Origin of the sequence: Stenotrophomonas sp. PS02301 (genome assembly GCF_029959485.1) — a bacterium.
In the GTDB taxonomy this organism is placed as follows: Bacteria; Pseudomonadota; Gammaproteobacteria; order Xanthomonadales; family Xanthomonadaceae; genus Stenotrophomonas; species Stenotrophomonas maltophilia_Z.
Window position 1 is genome coordinate 1 of the sequence record NZ_JASCOO010000088.1, and the last position, 16,879, is coordinate 16,879.

2 protein-coding genes are annotated in these 16,879 nt (G+C 68.2%); both read left to right on the plus strand.

Going from position 1 to position 16,879, the window contains the following annotated elements; translation table 11 throughout:
* Positions 1-262: 262 nt before the first annotated feature.
* Positions 263-1,018: a SapC family protein gene (locus QMX81_RS16880; RefSeq protein ID WP_152151424.1), complete on the plus strand. Its 756-nt coding sequence runs from the start codon at positions 263-265 to the stop codon at positions 1,016-1,018.
* Between the two features lie 99 nt (positions 1,019-1,117).
* A partial coding sequence (locus QMX81_RS16885; RefSeq protein WP_282263200.1) for a leukotoxin LktA family filamentous adhesin occupies positions 1,118-16,879 on the plus strand: 15,762 nt, incomplete at its 3' end.

The following is a 16,879-nucleotide window of genomic DNA, read 5'->3' on the forward strand; positions in this document are numbered from 1 at the left end:
GGACGCGCAATGGCGGGGCGGGCCGGGGGGGCCCGGAAGACGGGGCGCGCCACGACGGCGCGCGCTGCGATGGATGGGGATGGGGATGGGGATGGGTTTCATGGAGCGGGAAGGCGTACAGGTCCGATGGCGCGTGGCGCCGGGGGTTTGTGAACGCGTTCATTAAAAAAGTGTGATGAGTTGCCTATTGACTGATGGGGCTGGGCTGCTTTCCACGGTTGTTAGGCAAAGGGGCACTTTTTGCACTCCAGGGGGAACCACCATGAAGCAGCTGCTCATCTACGAACGTCCGATCCAGCTCAACCGCGTTGCCCATCGCAACCACCGCGTGGTGGCCACCCCAGGCGATTTCGCCTTCGCCACCGCGCTCAATTCCGTGCCGCTGGCCTGCGTGGAATTCGCGCCGGTCGCCCGCGAATACCCGATCCTGTTCGCCGGCAACAGCGCCGACGCGGTGGTGCCTGCCGCACTGCTGGGCCTGCGCGCCGGCCAGAACCTGATGGTCGATGCGCAGGGCAGCTGGGCCGAAGGGGCCTATGTCCCGGCGTTCCTGCGCCGCTATCCCTTCGTGCTTGCCGAACGCGATGAGAAGGGCAGCGACTTCACCGTGTGCCTGGATGAGGCCTATGCGGGTATCCGCGAAGGTGGTGAGGAAGGTGCGCCGCTGTTCGATGACGAGGGCAAGGACAGCCCGCTGCTGAGCAACGCACTGCAGTTCCTGCAGGAATACCAGGTACACCTGGCGCGTACGCGTGCCTTCAGTGCGGCGCTGGCCAGCCATGGGCTGCTGGTGCCGCGGCAGGTGAACGTGCAGACCGCGCTGGGCGAGGGCTTCTCGCTGGATGGCTTCTTTGTGGTCGATGAGCAGAAGCTGCGCGAATTGAAGGGCAAGGCGCTCCAGGATCTGGCGCGTTCGGGCGATCTTGGGCTGATCTACGCCCATCTGCTTTCGCTGGGCAATGTCGAGCTGCTCAGCCGCGCGCTGGACAGCCGTCCAGCCGCTGCCGCAACGCACTGATCCCTTCCCAGTAACGCCACCGAGCGGCAAGGCACGCATGCCTTGCCGCGACCCTTGCTGGCCCGCGGTTGCCCCGCCAGCCACTGCCCGGAGCCTGCCATGAACCATCGCGACCCTTCGTCCTGCCTGTCCTCCGCCGTGCGTAACGCGCAGCTGGGTCCCCATCGCCTGCGCCCTGCCGGACTGGCCGTGGCCATCGGCTCCGTGCTGGGGCTGGCGTTGCCAGGCAGCGTGATCGCCGGCGATGACGGCAGTGCGATGGTCACCGATGGTCGCACCGACACCCACGTGACGCGGCAGGGCAACGATCCGCACTGGAAGGTGACCACCGGCACAGTGAAGGGCGCGGCCGGCAATCAGGTCGCCTTCAACTCCTTCCGGCAGTTCGGCGTGGAACTCGGCCAGACCGTTGATCTTGTGCTACCCACCCAGGGTCAGCAACAGGTGCACAACCTGGTCAACCTGGTCACCGACGCGCGTGCGTACATCAACGGCAACCTCAACAGCGTGCTGGAATCGACCAATGCGGTGGGCGGCAAGGTGTTCTTCGTCGCCCCGGATGGCCTGGTGGTCGGCAACGGTGGCGTGCTCAATGTCGGCTCGCTGTCGGTGGCCACGGCCAACCGCGCCACGGCCAGCGACATCCTCGGCGCCGGAGAGAGCCTGGATGCCCTGATGTACGGCACGCTGACGCCGGGACAGCTCACCGACAAGACGGTGGAGCTGCACGGGACGGTGAACGCACGCAACGGCATCCGCGTACAGGCCAGGGCCATTGATGTCACCGGTACGCTGTACGTGCCGGCCGGCCCGCGCGATGCCAATGGCGATCTGCAGGGCATCGAGGCGGCCGTCAATACCGGCGCCTCGCAGCCGCTGGTCCTGGTCAACGAGGGCGGCCGGATTCAGCTGCGCGCGGCGGCGATCTCCGATACCGGGCTGGGCGTGCGCAGTGCCGATGCTTCGGTGACGGTGGGCGGCAACGCACGTCTGGAGGCGGACGATATCGAGTTGACCGCGCTTGCGGTCATTGATTCCGGCTACGACAAGGACGGTGCGGTATTCGACGAGATCAAGGCCGACCTCGTCAACAGCGTCACCGACTCCAGCAACCTCACGGACCTCGGCGATGCGCTGGTGAACCTGGGGGCGGACAAGCTGCTGGGGGAACAGATCTCGTTCCTGCACGGCGCCACCACGGCGCGGGTGGAAGTGAAGGACAGCGCGGCGCTGACCGCGCGCGATGACATCACGCTGCACGCCAGCACCCGGCAGGCCATCGATAATTCGGCCGCCGGAAAGACGTACGAGAAGGGCGATGTGGTGACCGATGCCAACGGCGACCCGGTGAAGGATGCCAATGGCAACCCCATTCCGAAAAAGCACCTGCTCAGCCTGGGCGCGGCATACGCGCAGATCAACGCCACCACGGAAGCCATCGTGCGCTCGGGCGCAACGCTGGTGGCGGGCGGCGATGTGGCGGTGAAGGCCGATGCCGATACGACGCTGAAGCTTGCGGCCGAATCGTTCGCGGTGAACAACACGACCGCTGCGTTCACGGCGGCGATCAGCAACGTCAACGTTGACACCCGCGCGGTGATTGAAGCCGGTGGGCCAGCGCTCAACGCCGCCAGCGTCAACGTTTCGGCGGTCAACGCGGTCTCTCTGGACACCTCCGCCACGGCGCGCGCCGACAAGAATGGCGCGGTCGGCCTGGCCGGCGCGATCAGTCTGCAGGATATCGCGGCCGAAGCACGCCTGGACCGTGATACCCGCACCATGGCGGGCGACGTCACCGTGCAGGCGGCCAGCATCACCCGCCTCAACAAGACCAGCACGCTGATTACCGGCCCGAAGAGCGAACCGCTGCCGGGCCAGGAGCAGGTGGAAGCGATCAGCAGCGGCAGCGATGGGCTGATGAGTGTGGCGCAGTCGCTGGCCGGCGCCGGCATCGGTGGCGCCATCGCCAAACTGACCGGCAGCCAGAAAGGCGGCAGCACGCCGCCGGCGACGACCCCGACCACGGCGTCGCCCTTCCGCCTCGGCGGGGCGATCAGCGTTGTCGACGGCGACCATGCGGCCACCGCCAGCATCGGCGCGGGCACCAAGGTCGACAGCGCCGGCGCGATCGTGGTCGACAGCCAGGTAACCGATGCACAGATCGGCAACCATGCGATGAGCAATGTGCTGGCCAAGGGCAAGAGCGCGGATGGTTCAGCGTTCGCGTTGTCCGGGGCGGTCAATATCGCCAACCTCACCCATGAGGCACGGACCCTGGTGGGCAGTTCGGCCGAGCTCGCGGCGCAACGCATCGGGTTGTCGTCGGACGTACGCCTGCCGCGTGATTTCAGTGCGCTCACCGGTGCCGTCCCGGATTTCAGCAGCTTCGACGCGTTCAAGGCCTCGATCTCCGCCGCCAAGGACCTGATCACCGACCCATCGGAGCTGTTCGCCTCGTACGCGGCGGCGCGGGGCTCGGCCGAGGAAGTGGCCATCGGGGGCGCGGTCAGCTGGTTCAAGGCCACCAACAGCGCACGTACCGATGTCGCCGCCGGTGCCTCGCTGACCACCCGCGACACCAGCACCGCGGCGTGGAGCGCCGCGCTGGAGGGTGAGGACCATGCCGGCGCTGCGCGCAGCCGGACGTTTGACGCCACCACCACCGTGCGCGCCAACACCGACGTCACCGGGCTGCACGCGGCCGGTGATCTTGCCCTGAAGAACCTCAAGGACAGCAACGTCGGCAAGGGTGGAACTGCCCTGGGCGGCAGCGTCGGCTATATCGACTACCAGAACACGGCGGCGGCGATCATCCATGATGGCGTCCGCGTCGATGCCGGTGCAGGCAGCCTGGCAGTGCAGGCCGACAACAAAGAAACCGTGGTGGCGCTGGCGCTGCAGTCAGGCCAGGGCGGCAGCATCGGTGTCAGCGGAACGGCCACCGCGCTCGACCTGGACAGCACCACGCTGGCCGGTATCAGCAACCGTGCCGACATCCGTGCCGCCACGGTTGGCGTGCGTGCCGATGAAGACCTGTTCGTGTGGTCCGTGGCCGGCGCGGTTGCGATGAGCGACAGTGTGTCGGTGGGGGCCAGCGTTGCCTACCAGCAGCTGGACACCGATACCCGCGCCTTCATCGGTGCGGTGCCTGCAGCCTTCGCCACCGGCAGCAGCACGGGGCCGGTAGGCGCGGTCACCACGGGTGAGCTGGCGGTCAACGCCACCAGCGGCGGGCTGGCCGGTGCAGTGGCCGCAGCCGGCGCAGTCGCCAAGAGCTCGTCCGAGCAGCTGCAGAAGGCCCAGGATGAGCTGGCGGCGAAGCAGAATGCGGAGAATCCTGGCTTCCTGGATTCACTCAAGACCCGTGCGCTCGGCAAGGTCACGGCGCTGGAAGGCATGGCCAACAAGGCAGACAGCAACGGCAGCGCCGGGCTGACCGCGTACTTCGACAAGGCCAAGGGCCTGCTGGGCAGTGGGAATGCAGCACCGGGGCAGGGGCAGGGCGCGCAGACGCCGCAACCCAAGTTCGGCATCGCCCTGTCCGGCAGTGCGACGGTGAATCGTGCCCGGCAGAACACCAAGGCGGACATCAGCTCGGCCGTGGTCAAGGACAACAGCGGCAAGGGCCTGAAGCTGGATCTTGCCGCGACCAACCAGACGCTGCTGGTCAGCGTCAGCGGCGCGTTGTCGGTGGCCGCGGCCGGGTCGGACAACACCCAGGGCAGCGCATCGCTGGCCGGTGGCGTGGCCTACGGTGACATCCAGAACACGACCACCGCGCAGTTGCGCGACAGTACCGTGGAGGATGCCGGCACCGTCACGGTGACCGCACGCAACGAAAGCGAACAGGTCAACGTCGGGCTGAGCGTGGGCGTGAATGCCTCCTCCAACCAGAGCTCGGCCGGTGCCGGCGCGATCTCGGCGACCGTGGCGATGTCCCACAACGATACGGCCGCCAGCATCGTCGGGGGCACCATCCGCGGCATGAGCGGCGCGGCCGCCGATGTCGATGTCAAGGCCGTGAACGCCTCGAAGATCGCCAACGGGGGTGGTGCACTGTATGCGGGTGGCAAGGCCGGCCTGGGGGCGGCAGTGACGTATGCCGAAGTGGGCGACAGCACCCGCGCGTCAGTCAGTGGTGCCGACATCGAGGGCGTACAGGACGTGCGCGTGCGTGCGGCCGATGCATCGCGGATCGTGGCGGCGGCTGCCAGTGGGGGCGCGTCCACGCGCAGCGACGGCGTGGCGATCGCCGGTTCGGTGCTGGTCAACCAGATCGCCAGCCAGACCGCCGCCAGCATTGACGGCGGCAGCCGCATCACTGCCAGTGGTGACATCGAAGCCTTCGCCGGGACGGCGACGATCGACGACCTGCGTGGCACCAGCGACGGCTGCGGCTCGGGCTTTGCGGTCGATTACTGTGGCGCCGGGATCGGCCCCATCGAGGTCGACCCCAATGCCGATACCGCCAGCACTGACGATACGCGGGTAGATGCGGCGGGTCGCAACAATGCCCGCAGCTCGATCATCGCCGTTGCCGGCATGGTCCAGGTGGGAGGCAACAATGCCGGGGTGGCCTTCGCCTACAACACCATCAACAACACGCATACCGTCTCGGTCAACGATGCCACGCTGGATGCCGGGCACATCGCACTCACCGCCAACGACCAGTCCGACATCCTGGCAGTGAGTGCCGGCATTGGCGGCAGCACCGGCAACTTCACCGGGGTGGGCAGTGCGTCCTACAACGCCATCGGCAACACCACCTCGGTGCTGGTCGGCCGTGGCCTGGCGGACGCGCAGGGCCAGGTGCCGCGGGATGGCGCACAGCTCAACGCAGGCAGCATCCAGCTGCAGGCACGCGACGAATCCTTCATCGGCTCGTTGGCGGGGGCGGCAACGCTGGGCTCCAAGGTCGCCGTGGGTGCGGCGCTGACCATCAATGACATCGGCAACACCACGCTGGCGCTGGTCGATGATGCGCAGCTGACCGCTGGCACTGGCCGGGTCGATGTCGAGGCCGCCAATGCCGCCAGGATCCTGTCCGGTGCGGTTGCCGCAGGCGCAGCCAACAATGTCGCCATTCAAGGCTCGGTGGGCTGGAGCATGATCGACAACCATGCCGAGGCCGCATTGCGGGAAGGCAGCGTGCAGGCAGGCATCGTGCAGGTGGCCGCCAGCAACGAATCGCGTATCCACACATTGGCCGGTGCGGTCGCCGGCAGCGGCACCGCCGCCATCGGCGCGGCGATCAACGTGGCCACCATCGGCGATACCACGCTGGGCGAGGTGGATGGAACCGCGCTGGAGGTGAGTACTGCGCTGGATGTCAGTGCGGCGTCGGCCGCCACCACCAAGACACTCGCCATTGCCGGTGCGCTGGGGGGCACCGCGTCCATTGCCGGCAGCAACACCACCAACCTGATCGACACCCTCACCGAGGCCCGCCTGCGGGGTGTCACCGGGCAGGGAAGTGGCATCACCGGTGCGGTGTCCGTCAGCGCCGACACCTCGGGTGCGGCCTATTCGTTGGGGGGCGCGCTGTCGGCCGGGGGGACGGCAGGCATCGGCGCAGCCAGCAGCGTCAACGACATCGGCGGCCGTACCCGTGCCGTGGTGGACAATGCCACGCTGGGCGGCGCCAGTGCGCTGAGCATCGATGCGGCCAACCGCAGCCTGGTGCGTACCGCGGCCGTGTCCGGTGCGGGGGCGGGCACGGCCGCGGTGGCCGGCAGTGTCACCACCAACCTGATCCATTCCGATACCCAGGCCAGCCTTACTGACAGCAGCCTGCACAACGCGTTGGCCGATGTGAAGGTGAGCGCCCGTGACGAGCGCAGCATCGATTCGCTGGCGGGTGGCGCAGCGGTCGGCGGCAGCGTGGGCGTGGGCGCGGCAGTGGCCTACAACGATATCGGCGGCACTACCTCGGCGGTGGTGTCCGGTAGCGCGCTGGAGCTGGATGTCCGCAATCTACTGGTGCAGGCCGATGCGTCCGGTGCGGCCGGCGGACAGGGCAACCGCATCCGCACCGTGGCCGCTGGCCTGGGCGGCGGCGGCGCGGTCGGTGGCGCAGCCTCGGTGGCGGTCAACCGGATGAAGGGCGCCGTCTCGGCACGGATTGAAGCAGGCGCCAATGTCCTCGCACAGGACAACGTCGGCGTGCTCGCCGCGCAGGCGCAGCAGATTGACGTGTACGCCGGCAGCGTCGGCGGGGGCGTCAACGCGGGCATCGGCCTGGGGACCGTCGTCAACCTGGTGGATGGCAGCACCGAGGCGGCGATCACCGGTGCCGGAACTGCCGTGACCGCGCTGGGGCTGGGAGATGCGCTGACAGGCGTGGACAGTGGCCGGCGCACGGCGGGCAATACCCACAGCACCCGTACCGACGCCGCCGGCATGGCCTTCGATACCGTGGACCTGAGCACTGGCCATATCGACGTGCATGGCATCGCGGTCAATGCGGCCACGCGCCAGCAGGTCAGGACCATCGGCGTCAGTGGCGCGCTGGGTACCACCCCGATCGCCAGTGGTGCGGTGGCGGTGATGGCGGCCGTCAACGACATCGCCGGCAGTACCACCGCGATCATCAAGGACGCACGGATCAACCAGCATGGGTTGGGCACCAGCAGCGACCCCGACCAGGACAGCGCAGGTCTCGCCGCAGCGGAGCAGAGCGTGGATGTGCGCGCCAGCCATCACGTGGCCTCGGCCAATTATGTGGCCGGCATCGCTGCCAGCGCAGGCGTCTTCTCGGGGGCGGGCGCGCTCTCGACCAACCTGTTCGACAGCCACGCCAGCGCCAGCATCGAGGGCGTCACCCTGTCGGCTGCCGACGCGGTGACCGTGGAGGCCAATGCAAGCCAGAACGCGCTGGCGATCGTGGTCGGCGCGGCCGCAGGCCTGACCGGCGGCGCCGCCACCGGCGTGGTCAACAATTTCACCACCGATACCCGCGCAAGCGTGCTGGGCGGCACCCTGCGGGCGGGCTCCCTGGCGGTCAACGCCAACAGCGACAACGCCGCCTCGCTGGTGGGCGGCGCAGGCGCCGTCGGGGGTGGCGCGGCGGTGGCCGGCACCGCGCTGGTCAACATGGGCACCGCAACCACGCTGGCGCAGGTGGGCGAACGTGGGCGCGCGACCAACATTTTCGTGTCACGCGACCTCGACGTGAACGCGCGCAGCCGCTCCGATTTCAACGGCGTGGCGGTGAGCGGCGCGGGTGCCGGCGCCGCCGGCATCGCCGGCATGGCACAGGTGCACCTGCTGCAGAACGACACCCGTGCGCTGGTCACCCAGGCCTCGGTGGATGCCACCGATATGGCGGTGGTGGCCGAGGATATCCTGCGGCTGTCCGCGTACTCCGGTGCGGTGGGCGTGGGCATCGCCGGCAGCGGTGTAGGTGCGGGCGCCTCGGTGGCCATTCTTGGCAGCACCGTCAAGGCCACCGTGGAAGACAGCACGCTGTCGACCACGGGCAGCATCGATGTGAATGCCGTCTCCGATCGCGCGGTGGACATGGTCACCGTGACGGCTGGCGTGGGCGCCACCACCGGCATCGGCGGCGCTGCCGGGCTGCTGCTGGCCGGCATTGGCGACCGCGGTGACAGTGATACGGAACTGGGGGGCACCTTTGCCAGCCTGAAGCAGCTGGGCAATGGCCAGAAGATCGACGCCGCCGCGCTGGACGGCACCCTGGGGGGGCAGGGCGCGGGCGCGCTGAACAGCCGCGCCCAGGTGGACATCGGCAGTCTGCAGGGTCGTGGGGACCTGGTGAGCGCCAGCATCCGTGGCGGCAGCGTGCAGGCACGCGCGCTTGAGGTGAGCGCGCAGACCCTGATGAGCAGCCGCAACACGGTCGGTGGCCTCGGCGCCGGTGGCCTCGGGGTGGGCGGCGCATTCGGCATGACCGGCCTGTATGGCAGCACCGAGGCGGTGCTGGCGGCGAACACCACGCGGGCCGGTTCCATCGCGGTGCTCGCCAACGCCGGCGACGGCAGCGCAGGCAAGGCCGCAAGTCTGGACGTCTATGCCGGCGGTGCCGGCCTGGTGGGCGTCGGTGCGGCCATCGGCTTGGCGCGCCTGGAACAGACGGTATCGGCCACGGTGGCCGGTGACCTGCAGGCAGGCAGCCAGGGCCAGGGTCTTGCGGTCCGTGCCAGCGATGCCAGCACGCTGGATGTGACAGCCACCGGCATGGCGGCCGGTGCACTCGCGGCCGGTGCGGTCGTTGCAACCGCGGCACGCAACGCCAACGTCCAGGCGTGGTTGCACAACGACAGTACCTTGGCCGGCTTTGGCAACGTGACCTTCGCCGCCAGCTCGCTGGGCGGCGCGCATGCAGGCGCGTGGGGTGCGGCCGGTGGCGTGTTGGCCGGCGTCAGCGCCGCCGTCGCACTGGCCGACGATGGCTCCGACGTGCGCGCCTGGCTGGGCGAGCGGACACGCGTATCCGGGGTGGGCGGCAGCATTGAGGTGCATGCCGAGGCCACCCCGCAGGTCTCGGCCGAGGCCTTCGGTGCTGCACTGGCCGGCGGGCTGGCGGTCGGTGCGGCGGTCGCTGATGCCACCTCCCGTGCCAAGGTGGACGCCCATGTAGGCAATGGTGTGGTGCTGTCCAACCGCGGTGGGCTGGATGTCCTGGCCAGCGTCCACGGCGGGAGCGTGGATGCACGCGCGGTCGCCGGTTCCGGTGGCCTGTATCTGGCCGGCGCCGGCGCCTTCGCCACCGCTGCCAGTACCAACGCGGTGCAGGCAGCGCTTGGGTCCAACGTGGTGGTGCAGGGTGAGGCCTATTCCATCAACAACATCACCGACTACGCGCGCGGCGGCACGATCGCGATGCGCGCAGTCAACAACAGCAATCAGCATGCCGATGCCACCGGGTTGAGCGTGGCGGGGCTGCTGGCCGCTGGCGTCGTCGATGCCAACGCGCGTTCCGCGGCGACCACCGGCGTCACCGTGGGGGCCGGGAGCCTGCTGTACGCAGGCAACACCACGCTCGCCGCCAGCGGCAAGGACGAGAATCGCGCCAACGCCACGGCGGGCACCGGCGGGCTCATTGCGGGCAACGCGGCGCTGGCAGCGACGCACACCGGCAGCACCACGCAATTGTCCATCGGCCGCAACGCCGTGCTGGATGTCAGTCGCCTTGACGCCCGGGCGCTGCACGACAGCCACTACGCGGGCAGCGCGAACAGCACCAGCGCAGGCGTCCTCAACGCCAGTGGCGCCAACGTGAGCAACCGTGCGGACGCGACCGTCGGGCTGCTGGTGGACGAGGATGCCCAGATTGTCTCGGCCGGATCGCTGGTGCTGCGCACCGATAACAACTACACCGGCACGCTGGGCAGCGAGCTTGCCGCCAGCGCGGCCGGCGGCGGTGTCCTCAGTGGCAGTGCCGCACAGGTGGTCACCCGGCTGGATGGCAGCAGCACCATCGATATCGGCAAGGGCGCCCTGCTGCGTGCCGGTGTCGCACCGACGCCGGGCGATGGTGGCGCGCTGGACATCGTGGCAAACACCCGTGCGAACACCGATGACCGGGCGGGGCTGACCACCGGCGGGGCGATCAATGCCGCCGTGGTCAAAGCACGCACCAATGCGGTGCTCGGCAACCGCGTGAACATCGGCGATGACGCGCGCCTGCAGAGCAGCTACATGCTCAACGTCGGCACCTACGCCGCGACCGACATCGGCGCCACCGCGCTGGTGAACACCTGGGGTGTGCTGGCCGCGGTCGGCATCTCCGACGCGGACGTGGCGCTGGCAATGGACCAGCAGGTCAATGTCGGCCGCGGCGCGAAGCTGGAATCGCTGCACAACGCTTTCGTCTCCGCTGGCCAGGACGGCATGAATGGCTGGACCTCACGGCTGGCCGCCAATGCGGTCTCGCAGGGGTACAGCCGCGGGCTGATCGCGGTGCCGGATTCCTCGGCGTCCTCCACGGTGGACAGCAACGCGAGCACCGCTCTGGCTGCGGGCAGTGAGCTGCTCAGCGGCGCATTCGTGTCGCTCGGTGCCTACGGTGAAAATGTCTTCCGCAACGCCGATGGCGCCGCCACCGGCTACCAGTTAGGGTTCATTCCCGTCACCGTGCGCGACAGCCGCAGTGGTGGCAGCACCCGCGGTGATGTGCTGATCGATGGCCGCGTCGTTGCCGGGCGCTACAACGTGCTGGATATCCTGATCGATGCCAATGGCAAGCTGACCAGCAGCGGCGCGGGCGGCGATGTGCTGCCGTTCGATACCCAGCGCGAGCTCAGCAGCGCGCTGAAGGCGCGACTGAACGCGTCGGGCATCCACGATTTCGATGCCATCGCCGGCAACGCGCTCTACACGCACACCATCGGCGACCTGTATGCGGCCGGCGGCGATGTGATCCTGTATGGCCGCAACATCCGCGGTGGCGGCTCGGTCACCGCCAAGGGCGCGCCGAAGATCACCATCACCAACCGCAGTACCGACAACCTGCTGCTGGCCGGGGACATCCTGGTACCGGAGTACAGCGGCGGCAACGTGCTGTTCACCGGCAACAGCAACCAGGCCTTGGGCATCGGCGTCAGCCAGAACCCGGGCCAGAGCAATGCGCTGGTGAGCATCCGCAACGAGGCGACCACCGGCACCGCTGCGATCGGTGCGGGCGGGCTGATCTCGGTCACGGGCGGCGAGCTGGACATGTACAACGCGCTCGGCAACATCCAGAGCTGGGGCGAGCAGCTCGCCGAAAGCGTGACGATCAATGCGCCCAACGGTGAGGTCGGCTACAACCGGGGCTCGGAAAACTGGTACGGCAGTGTGGTGAGCGCGCTGTGGGCACGCCACAGCGTGGCATCTGGCATCACCAATGCCGACGACGCCGCGGCGTACATCGCCAACGCGAAGTACGGCGCAGCGGCCGCCGCCGCTGGCATGAGCTTGACCGACTATCTGCTGTATGGCACCGGTAACGACGTCAACAACCCCAGCATCCTGGTGTTTGGTGCATGCCGCTATCGCATCGGCGACAAGGACTGCACCGCTTCAGCGCTGGGTGGGCAGTATTACGACGGTGGCGTGGTATCGCGGTACAGCCACAAGGACACCAATTACCTGCCAAAGGTGAATGCCCGGAATCTGCGCACCCTTCTCACCACGCAGCCCGACGACGTCAGCAACGCCAGCCTTGGCCAGGTGCCCAGCACGGGCAGCGGTGTGAACGCCGGCAGTGGCATCAAGATCACGGCCAACTACATCGACGTCAATGTCGCGCTGAAGGCCGGCCGGCCGGTGGATTACTCGGCAATCCTGGTCGAAAGCAGCGCGTTGCGCGCCTGGATCGACGGCAAGGACAACCAGGCCAGCAAGGGCATCTTCGATGTGCCTGCCATGTTCGTGGCGAAATCCGGCGCAGGTTCTTCCCGCATCGCCCTGAAATACGATTCGCTCAACCGCCAGTTCATCGTGCCGGACATTTCGGCCAACGGTGGCGGTTCGATCTACCTCGATGGCCGCATCGTCAGCACATCCACCGCCGGCTCGCTCAATGTGGTCAGTGGCAAGGGCTCGGTGGTCATCAACAATGGCCTGGCCGATGTGGGCCTGCAGCTTGGCAACATCCTGGTCGGCAACGGGGCGCCCGGGCAGATCACCATCCGCGACCGTGAGCTCAATACCGCGTCGTGGTATCTGCGCGACGGCAACGGCAACGTGAAGGGCTATCAGGGCGGAGTGAATGCCCTGAACTGGGATGCCCCCGGAGTATCGGCCCTCAGCAACACGACCGCGTATGACCCGCGCGCCGGCATGTTTGCGAGTTGGACACAGACGGCCCGCATCGCGCGCAACATCCAGTCCGACAACGGCGTGCTTACTGCTGAGAACTGGCGCTGGGTGGACAGGGACAACAACACCGTCTTCAACGGCCAGCAGTGGGAAACTTCCAGCGTCACGTACGGCAACAAGGCAGGCGGCGTGGCGGTGTTCGAGTCACAGTTGACCGGCGACTTCGGCAGCAACCTCAATTCGCGCGTCAACTACCGCTGCGAAAAGAAGAACGAAAGTGGCTGCCGCTACAACTACGGGTTCCCCGGCAGTAATGAGTTCGATGACGGCGGCACGTGGCGCACGAGCTGGTACCAGCGCGCTCCGCGCAGTGGCACGCTGGTCGTCACCAACACGGCCAAGGCCGACAACCGGATCGGCATCAACTTCAGCGCCAACGATGCAGGCCTGCTCGACGTCGACTCCGGCCAGACCATCCGTATCAATGGTGTTCTGAAGAACACCGATGGCCGGACCTTCCTGACCAGCGAGAACGGCAGCATCGTCAGCGCATCGCGTGACGCCAGGATCATCACGAACCAGCTTACCCTCGACGCGGCCGGCAGCATCGGCAGCATTGTCGGCGCACAGGCCGGCGAAGCCGCCAACCCGCTGGATGTCCAGATGGTGTCCTACACCAACGCCAACGGCGCCACCGTGGCTGCCGGCAACCTGGTGGCCCGTGCGGGCGGTGACATTGCGCTGGACGTGGATTCGGCAGCCAAGGTGCTGATCAACGCCGGCAGTGGCACCGGCCATGGCGATGTGTGGCTGCGCGCCAAGTACGACATTGAAGGTGCGGCCACCGGCAATGCTGCGTCGATCATCGGTGCCGACATCACCCTGGACAGCGTCTACGGTGCCATCGGCTCGCTCTCCCGGCCCCTGGTGGTCGATGCCGGCGAGCGTACCCGCAGCGACGGCGTGCTGGAGGGTGGGCTCATCTCGGCGCGGGCGACCGGTGACATCGCGCTGCGCGACCTCGGCGGCGACTTCTGGGTACAGCGCATCGAGTCGCTGGCCGGTGACGTGCTGATCGAGGCACCCTCGGGCTCGATCTACAGCGGCGCCCAGCGCGCCTCGTCCAGCTTCCTCAACGAAGCGCAGCTGGCCAGCCTGCGCGACAACCTCAAGCTGTTCCAGGGCGGCGGCCAGCAGTCGATCGTCAGCTACCAGAGCCAGGTCGACGCCAGCTACGCCGAGTACTTCCAGCTCCACGCGCTGGGCAGTGTCGTCGATGGGCGCTACCTGGCCGGTGGCACTGCCATCAACCTGTTCCGCTCCATGGCAGAAGCCGCGCGGGGCGGAAGCCTGGACGATGCAGGGGTAAGTGACTACCTCGCCGAGCGCTTCAACCGTCTGGGAACGGTGTTCACCGACGCCTTCGGCAGCGGCTGGCAGCAGGAAGCGATCTTCGCGTCCTTCAACGCGGGGTACCGCTATGAGCTGGCTGCCAGCGGTGGCGACAGCGCGATGGTCGCGGCACGCAAGGCAGCGCTTCTTGATGGCATGACGGCTGACTCACAGTGGAGCCAGGACCAGCTGCGCTACGTGTTCAACGCCAATGCGCTGGAACCCTCCACCGGTTCAGCCCTGAATGCCGAACCGGTGATCATCGGGCGCAATGTCAGCCTGCATGCCCGCGATGACCTGGGCCGGCTGGACAAGGAATACACGGTCAGCCTGGCCGACGTGAACAGCGGCAACCTCAGTGCCGAGGCGATGCTGGCCATGCGGCTTGCGACCACGCCGGGCGATGTGCAGATGCTCGACGCGGCCGGCAATGTGCTCACGCCCGATCAGGTGCGCGGCGGTGCCGTGGTGGTCTCGCTGCGCATCCGCAGCACGGCTCCGGTGGTGCTGGCAGCCACGGGCGGGATCGAGGCCGATGTGGGGGGCGATGCCTACCTGCATGGCAGCACGTCACTGGCGCTGAACAGCTTCGACGCCGGTGGCGATGTACGTATCGGCAGTGACGGCGATATCACCGATACCGGTGGCAGTGCGGCCGGTGCGACTCTGAGGGTCGGCAAGGACCTCAGCCTGAGCGCCCTGCGCAGCATCATGGGCCACGATGGTCAGCCGCTGCGTGTGCAGATCAACGGCCGCCTGCTGCTGGCCAACGCCGGTGAACACGTGCGCTTGGCCCAGCAGAACGGGAACCTGCGTATCGGCCTGGTGAGGGCGAACCAGGACGTCGTACTGGACGTCGGCGGCGGCAGCCTGCTGTCGTACCTGAAGGGCGTGAGCACGCTGACCGGGCGCGACATCCAGCTCGCCGTGCGCGACGACATCCGCGACGAGGACGGCGGTTCGCTGGCCGTGCGCATCGTTGCCGGCGGTCGGCTGGATGGCGCGGCAGGGGGCGAGGTGCGTCTTTCCAGCGACGTGGATATGCCGATCGGCACGCTTACCGCAGGGGGCGACCTGCAGCTTTTGAGCACGGCGGGCAAGCTGAGCGCAGTGCGTTTGCAGGCCGGTGGCGATCTGGGCGCCACCGGGTACAACGGTGCCGACCTGGCTTCGGTGCAGGCCGCGGGGGACGCGATTGTCAGCGCCCCGATGGGGGATGTCCGCATCGGCAACCTGCGCGCAGCATCCGCCAATGTCGCCGCGGGCGGCGGCCTGCAGTTGGGCGATGCCGCCATTGACCAGGTCCTGCAGCTGCTCTCGCTGCAGGCCACATCGCTGGCGGCAGGCGCGCAGGTCAGCGCCGGCGACAGCGTGCAGATCGACGCGGGCGGCTTCGCGATGGGCGCCGGAAGCCAGTTGAGTGCTGGCCGGGTGGTCGCGGTGCGTTCCAGCGCGGATATCAGCGTGGGCCAGCTGGCCGTGACCGGTACCGCGGCCACCGGCAACGTGATGCTCGAGGCGGACGGTCGTATCCACTCCAATGGGGATGCCGCGGTCAATGTCGGTGGCGGCAGTCACGTGCTGGCCAGCCTGCAGGCGGGCGACGGAATCGGCAGTGACGCGCAGGCCCTCACGGTCGATGTCGGCCGGCTTGTCCTGGCACGCAGCGATCACGGTGACATCCACCTGCGCCTCCCCAACGGGGGTGCTGTGGGTGACGTGGTTGCCGCATCGGGTGCGCTGTTGCTGCACAGTGACGCGCACCTGCAGGCGGATCTGCTGGATGCGGCAACCGATGTCCGGCTGGCGACGGCCTCCGCCGACATCGGTTACCTGGAGGCTGGCGCGGATGCCGTCGTGACCAGCGCCGGCGGACTTACCCTGGGCCAAGGCAGGATCGGTGGCGATGCGCAGCTTCGCAGCGGCGGGGCGATGGGCATTGGCGAACTGCAGGCGCAGGGCACCATGAGCGCGGCTAGCGGTACTGCGCTGGTAGCGCAGACGCTGTCTTCCGGCGCGGCGATGCAGTTGGAGGCGTCGGGTGCGATGGATGTGCAGCAGCTGCGCAGCGGGGGCGATCTGGCCGCCACGGCAGGTGGGCTGCTCGCCATCGGCGATCTGGTGGCCGATGGCGATGCGCGCCTTGAAGGCGACGCGGATGTACGCCTGGCCCAGGCGGTGATCGGGCAGTCGCTGAACGTGGCGGCGGCCGGGGCGCTGGATATGCGTACTGCCACGGTCGGCGGCGATGCGCAACTTCGCAGCGGCGGGGCGATGGGCATTGGCGAGCTGCAGGCGCAGGGCGCAATGAGCGCGGCTACCGGTGCCGCGCTGGTGGCGCAGACACTGTCTTCCGGCGCGGCGATGCAGTTGGAGGTGTCGGGTGCGTTGGATGTTCAGCAGCTGCGCAGCGGGGGCGATCTGGCCGCCACGGCAGGTGGGCTGCTCGCCATCGGCGATCTGGTGGCCGATGGCGATGCGCGCCTCGAAGGCGATGCGGATGTACGCCTGGCCCAGGCGGTGATCGGGCAGTCGCTGGACGTTGCGGCGGCCGGGGCGCTGGATATGCGTACTGCCATGGTCGGCGGCGATGCGCAGCTTCGCAGCGGCGGGGCGATGGGCATTGGCGAGCTGCAGGCGCAGGGGGCAATGAACGCGGCTACCGGTGCCGCGCTGGTGGCGCAGACACTGTCTTCCGGTGCGGCG